This is a genomic window from Janthinobacterium sp. GMG1 (assembly GCF_034427795.1).
Lineage (GTDB): Bacteria > Pseudomonadota > Gammaproteobacteria > Burkholderiales > Burkholderiaceae_D > Janthinobacterium.
Genome location: NZ_JAXQNT010000023.1, coordinates 1 through 6,223 on the forward strand (window position 1 = coordinate 1; position 6,223 = coordinate 6,223).

The window sequence follows — 6,223 nt, forward strand, 5'->3', positions numbered from 1 at the left end:
TTGATGTCAGCGGCGCCACGCAGGGCTTGCCGGACATGCCGCAAAAGCCGGACACGCAGAAGCAGGCGTTGTCGCTGTGGCTCGGTGGCGCAGTGGACTTCGGCCAGCATTATGTGAATGGCCGCGAGACGGGCTTCCGCTTCCGCACGAATGGTGTCAGCGTGGGTGGCGATTACCGCCTCAGCGACCTGGCCACCCTGGGCGTGGGCGCCGGTTTCAGCCATGACCGCAGCGACGTGGGCCAGAACGGCAGTCGCAGCACGGCCGACAGCGCCGTGGCGGCCGTGTATGGCAGCCTGCGTCCGAGCAAGGGCGTGTTCCTCGATGGCGTGCTCGGCTACGGTACCTTGCAGTACGACGCCTCGCGTTACCTGAGCGATGGCAGCGGTTTCGCCACCGGTGAACGTGACGGCAAGCAAGTGTTCGGGGCGCTGGTGGGCGGCATGGAGATGCGCCAGGAAACCTGGATGTGGTCGCCATATGGCCGCGTGGAACTGATGTCGGCCAAGCTCGATCCGTACACGGAGAAGGCGGCGGGCATCAATGCCCTGAGCTACTTCAAGCAGACGGTGCGTTCGCGCATCGGCGCGCTGGGCGTGCGTGCCGAGGGCATCTATGTGGGCGGCCTGGGCACGTGGTTCCCGCGCGCGAGGCTCGAGTACCGGCACCAGTTCCAGGGCGCCGATGATGCGCGCCTGGCGTATGCCGACCTGGTGGCCGACGGTCCCGTGTACGTGATCCGCACGGTGCCGCAGCAGACGGGCAACTGGGCGGCCGGGTTGGGCGTCAAACTGCTACTGTCGAACGGCATGACGATTACGCTGGACTACAACAGCAATCTGAATATCGATAGCGGGCGGACCCAGTCGGTGATGTTCGGCATCGCCATGCCGCTCAAGTAGGGCTGCGAATCACGGAGTGACGCCACGGGGCGGGAGCAGCTTGCTTCCGCCCCGTGGCGCATGTGACGCCTGTTTTTTTCATGTCATTGCCGTGTCAGGGCGGCAATGATTCCATTAGAATCAGGCATCGTCTTGACCACACTGCTTACGGAATGGAATACCTGGAATGATGAATGTCCTGACCCTCGAACATTTTGCCGCGCGCGTCAACGAGACGTTTGTTGCGGCCGCTGACGGGAATGCCGCCTTTGTCCTGAAGGAAGTGCGCCCGCTGCCGACAGCGACCCTGGAGGGCTTGATGCGCAAGCCGTTCAGCCTGCTGTTTCACAATAGCTCGCCCATCCTGTTCAACCAGAAAATCTTCCAGATGCAGCATGAGGCGTTTGGCGAGGTGGGTATCTTTCTGGTGCCGGTGGCGCGTGACAGCCACGGCTTTCTGTACCAGGCAGTGTTTAACTGAGGCCAGTACGGGGAGAAAGGCAGGGCGGGCGCCGCGATGGCGCCGCCTGCCTGGATTAATCCAACTTAATCAAACGACGGGAATTCGCCTTGCAGGGCGATGCAGAAATTGACCGCCAGCAACGGCTGGCGGTTTTCGTGCGGCTGGCCGCCGCCAGCGGTACCGATCGCCGCAGGGGCCAGCGTGACATTGGGTGGCGTCGTCGGCACGAATGCGGACGTGCCGCCAAGCGCAATCAAGCCATCGCCACTGAGCGGTGTGTTGTGCTGCAGGCCGGCGGTGGGCTGGCGGTACACATTGAGCTGATGGGTGTGGTTCGGGATCTCCGTGACGTTCAACGTGACACTGTTGCTACCGAAGGTTTCGCCCATCACGCGCGGTGTCAGTCCTGGTCCTTGTCCCTGGCTGCAGGGAGCGCGTCCCGTGAAGTTGGGCAGCTGGAAGGTGGTGGTGCCATTGCCGCCATACTGCGTGCCGATCAATGAAAACAGGGCACTATATTGCTGGATTTGCAGGGTGGCGCCATTGCAGCTGGCCCAACCGTAGGGTGTGAAATTGAAGCCGAAGACTTGTATCTCGCCAATGTATGGTGATGTCACGGTAGGTTCTCCTGATCGATGTTAGTGGCTGCGCTTGCGTGCCGGCTGTTATTGCTGCGATGGGAAAATGCCTGCCCATGCGATGCAAAATGAGGCGGTCAGGGTCGGCATGGTGTTCTCGTGCGGCAGGTTGCCGCCTGTCGCGCCCGTGGCGGTGGTTGCCAGTGCATAGGCGGTCAGGCCGGTCAGATCGCTCGTGTACATCTTGTCGTTATTCGACGGGGCCGTCAGCAGGAGGTTGGTTGCTGGCACATTCGCCGTCGCCAGGGTGCTGTTCACATTGAACGGGTGCGTATGCGTAGGAAGCTGGGTGGCCAGCAAGGTCACCGATTCGCTGCCGCTTCTCAGTCCGATGGGCCGGTTGCTCAGGCCGGGACCGGTGCCCATATGCAGGGGAACCTGGCCGCGCAGGTCGGGCACGGCAAAGGTGGTGACGCCATCACCGCCGTAGGTGGTGCCCAGCAGGACGAACAGTACCTCGTATTCGGAGATCGGTTTCAGGCTGCCGTCGCAGGCGAACCAGCCGCTGGGAATGCGGGGAAAGGAAAACAGGCGAATTTCGCCGACATAGGGTGTGGTCATGACTATGCTCCGTAAGAAGTGGCTGATTCGTTAGTTGCGCGACGGGAAGATACCGCTCAAGGCGATATTGAAGTTGATGACCGAGAACGGCTGCATGTTGGGATGCGCCTGGTTGCCGCCGGCCAACGCCAGGGTCTGACCGGACAGGGTGACTTGCGGGCCGGCCGAACCGTAGATGGATTCCGCGCCACTGCCGCCAAACAGGGTATTCGTGGGGTTTTTCGAGGTACCGGGCGCCGTCACCGCATTGGCCGCATGCGTGTGCGCCGGAATCTGGGTCGGTAGCAAGGTGACAGCCTCCACTCCCGCCCGCGTGCCAATCTGATAGGGGGCGGGCTGCCAGGAGCCATCCACCGAACCGCCAGCTCCCACAGGAGTACTGCCTTGCAAGTTAGGCAGGGCAAAGGTGGTACTGCCATTGCCGCCGTAATACGTCCCCAACAGCGCAAACAGCGCCTGATTCTGTGCAACTGGCAGCAATTGCCCGTTACATGCTGCAAAGCCACGCGGCGCAAAATTGAAACCGCCCATCATGATTTGTCCTAGATACACATCAGCCATCATCGTTCTCCCACGGTTGGAATGCCATCAAATGTTAAGAAAATAATATTTTCCATTTGTAATCAATATTGTGTTTTGAAAAACCCTTTTTGTTATAGTTACTTTATTGAAATCTCGGAGTAGCATACGTTGTCATATGGCAAGCGTCAACATCTGTTGGCACTCTGGAAGAGCTCGGAATGGGCATTGCCGACGGCCTGAAATCACGTTCATTTTTGTCTGAATTTCGTCTGAAAAACTCTGTATTGGAGAAACTATGTTGCGTACTTGCAACGATATTATTGGCCGCCCGGCACATTTTTTCCTGCGTTCTTTTTTTGTGGGGAACCAGGGACGAATGCCAAACCGTGCCGCGGACAGGCCGCCAGTCTCGGGCCTTTTCGTGCACTGGTTCGCTTCGCTGTGCCTGGTGATGCTGGGACTCGTCGCAGGTCCTGCACAGGCGGATCCGGGTGATCCGAGCACGAAATGTACTCCCAATCAGAGAAGTTTTACCGTCGCATCAGGAGCCCCCTATGTGATTGATTTGTCTGACTGTAGCGAATTTGGCCTGACGGACAATGGCGCGACGGCGTTGCACGGCACGATTACCGGGCTCGTGGGTAACGGTACCGGCATTGCGACCTATATCAATAATGGCGACGGGGCCTTGTCCGACAGCTTTGTTCTGTGGGACGAGGACAGCAAGGCCGTGACTTTCACGGTGACTGTCTTGCCTCCCGCGGCAGCCTTTACCGTTTCGCCGGCCGGTTTGACGCCACCCGTGATTGGCGTGCCGTACAGCCAGGCCATGTCGGCGAGCGGCGGCGTGGCGCCCTATACCTATGCGCTTGACTCCGGAACCATGCCACCTGGTATAACCGTGTCGTCGAGCGGCGTGATTTCCGGCACCGTGAACGCTACCGGTGCCTATGTATTCAGCGTCAAGGTGACCGATTCGACGTCAGGCACGCCGCTGACCGTCACCAAGAACTATTCCGTGTCGATCGCCATACCGATCTTGTCCATTACGCCCACCGTCTTGTCTCCTGGGGGGCTGTCGACGCCCTACAGCGAGCAGATGTCCACTTCCAATGGCACCGCGCCCTATACCTATGTAGTGGAGTCGGGCAGCTTGCCGCCGGGCCTGACCTTGTCGAGCAGCGGCCTGATTTCGGGCACGCCAGGCAGCCTGGGTACCTTCAACTTCGTGATCAAATCGACGGATGTCACGGGCGGCAACGGACCGTATAACACGTCCAGAAGCTATTCCCTGGTGATCAACGCCCAGCCGCCGCCGACCATCACCGCCGTGTCGCCTGCCTCCGGCCCTGCGACCGGCGGCACGGCCGTCACGATCACCGGTACCGGTTTTACAGGAGTCACGGCGCTGAAGTTTGGCGCCAACAATGGCGTCAGCGTCACCGTGGTCAATGCCACGACCATGACAGCCACGTCGCCAGCGGGCAGCGCCGGCACCGTGAACGTGACCGTCACCGCAAGCGGCGGCACCAGCGCCACCGGCGCCGCGAACCAGTTCACGTATATTCCTGCGCCAACGGTCACCAGCATTTCGCCCACGGCAGGCCCGGCCACTGGCGGCAGCACCGTCATCATCACGGGCACGGGCTTTACCGGCGCCGCGGCGGTGACCTTCGGCGCCACGGCAGCGACCGGCTTCACGGTCAACAGCGCCACGCAGATCACGGCGACGGCGCCGCCCGGCGTTGCTGGTACTGTCGACGTGACCGTCACCACACCTGGTGGCACCAGCGCCGCCGGCGCGGCGGACAAGTACACCTTTGTGGCGGTACCGACGGTGACGAGCATTTCGCCCACGGCAGGTCCTACTGCTGGCGGCACCAGCGTCACCATTACGGGCACGGGGTTTACAGGCGCCGCGGCGGTGACCTTCGGCTCCACGGCAGCGACCAGCTTCACGGTTAACAGCGCCACGCAGATCACGGCGACGGCGCCGCCCGGCGTTGCTGGCACTGTCGACGTGATCATCACCACACCTGGTGGCACCAGCGCGGCCGGCGCGGCGGACCAGTTCACGTATGTGGCGGCACCGGTGGTGAGCAGCATTTCGCCTACTTCTGGACCTACCACCGGCGGCGGCGCCGTCATCATCAGCGGTTCGAATTTTGGCGGCACGACAGCCGTGACGTTCGGCGCCACGGCGGCCACCGGCTACACCGTCAACAGCGCCACGCAGATCACGGCGACGGCGCCGCCCCGCGTTGCTGGAACTATCGACGTGCGCGTGACCACGGCGGGCGGCACCAGCACCACCGGCGTGGCCGATCAATTCACTTATTTCGCTGCACCGGTTGCCGGCGCCGTCAGCGCCACGGTGGCTTATGGCAGCAGCGCCAATCCGATCACCCTGAACTTGAGCGGCGGCGCGGCGACCTCGGTGGCCGTCGCATCCGGCGCCTCGCACGGCACGGCAACGGCCAGCGGCACCAGCATCACCTATACGCCGACGGCAGGCTATGGCGGGCCAGACAGCTTTACCTACACGGCCAGCAACGGCGCTGGCACCTCGGTGCCGGCTACCGTGACGATTACGGTCAGCGGGCCCACCATCACGCTTGCGCCAAGTACCGTGCCAGCGGCAGCCGTGGGTACGGCTTACAGCCAGAACGTGACGGCCGCGAACGGCGCCGCGCCATACACCTACGCCATCACCGCTGGCGCCTTGCCGGCCGGCCTTAGCCTGTCCAGCGGCGGTCTGTTGTCGGGCACGCCGACGGCGGGCGGCGTCTTCAACTTTACCGTGCGCGCCACGGACAGTTCGACGGGCAGCGGTCCGTATTCCGGTGCGCGCGCCTACTCGATGACTGTCAATGCGCCAACGATCAGCATTACGCCGACGGTCTTGCCGGCCATGACTTCCGGCGTGGCCTACAGCCAGGGCATCACCGCCGCCGGCGGTACGGCAGCGTACAGCTATGCCGTCACTGCCGGCAGCGTGCCGACGGGCCTGAGCCTGGCGGCGGACGGCACCCTGTCCGGCACGCCCACGGCGACCGGCGGGTACAGTTTTACCGTCACCGCGACCGACAGCAGCACCGGCAGCGGCCCATACACGGGTTCACGCTCCTATTCCAGCAGCGTGGCGATCGCCGTGCCTG

At 62.5% G+C, this 6,223-nt stretch carries 6 protein-coding genes; 3 read left to right on the forward strand and 3 right to left on the reverse strand.

Annotated features, from left to right (window positions below):
- Both SJI03_RS28590 and SJI03_RS28595 read left to right on the forward strand, forming a co-directional pair.
- Nucleotides 1-902: autotransporter outer membrane beta-barrel domain-containing protein (locus tag SJI03_RS28590; protein WP_322428162.1), on the forward strand; the 902-nt coding region annotated here is incomplete at its 5' end.
- 166 nt (nt 903-1,068) lie between these two features.
- On the forward strand, nt 1,069-1,362 hold the full coding sequence (locus SJI03_RS28595; RefSeq protein WP_322429425.1) for a DUF6916 family protein: 294 nt from the start codon (nt 1,069-1,071) through the stop codon (nt 1,360-1,362).
- Nucleotides 1,363-1,427: 65 nt separating this feature from the next.
- Here SJI03_RS28595 and SJI03_RS28600 read toward each other — a convergent pair whose 3' ends face one another.
- From SJI03_RS28600 to SJI03_RS28610, 3 genes are read right to left on the reverse strand one after another with little or no spacing between them, the layout of a single operon-like run.
- Nucleotides 1,428-1,961: a phage tail protein gene (locus SJI03_RS28600; RefSeq protein ID WP_322429426.1), complete on the reverse strand. Its 534-nt coding sequence runs from the start codon at nt 1,959-1,961 to the stop codon at nt 1,428-1,430.
- A gap of 48 nt (nt 1,962-2,009) precedes the next feature.
- Nucleotides 2,010-2,543 carry a phage tail protein gene (locus SJI03_RS28605; RefSeq protein WP_099380905.1) on the reverse strand — a complete coding sequence of 178 codons (534 nt, stop codon included), beginning with the start codon at nt 2,541-2,543 and terminating at the stop codon, nt 2,010-2,012.
- Between the two features lie 30 nt (nt 2,544-2,573).
- Nucleotides 2,574-3,077 carry a phage tail protein gene (locus SJI03_RS28610; RefSeq protein ID WP_322429427.1) on the reverse strand — a complete coding sequence of 168 codons (504 nt, stop codon included), beginning with the start codon at nt 3,075-3,077 and terminating at the stop codon, nt 2,574-2,576.
- 544 nt (nt 3,078-3,621) lie between these two features.
- On the opposite strand from SJI03_RS28610, the gene SJI03_RS28615 reads away from it, so the two are divergent.
- A partial coding sequence (locus SJI03_RS28615) for a beta strand repeat-containing protein (RefSeq protein ID WP_322429428.1) occupies nt 3,622-6,223 on the forward strand: 2,602 nt, incomplete at its 3' end.

Coding starts and splice junctions, on each gene's coding strand:
- SJI03_RS28595 (WP_322429425.1), top strand. CDS start 1,069: ATGATGAATGTCCTGACCCTCGAACATTTTGCCGCGCGCGTCAACGAG.
- SJI03_RS28610 (WP_322429427.1), bottom strand. CDS start 3,077: ATGATGGGCGGTTTCAATTTTGCGCCGCGTGGCTTTGCAGCATGTAAC.
- SJI03_RS28605 (WP_099380905.1), bottom strand. CDS start 2,543: ATGACCACACCCTATGTCGGCGAAATTCGCCTGTTTTCCTTTCCCCGC.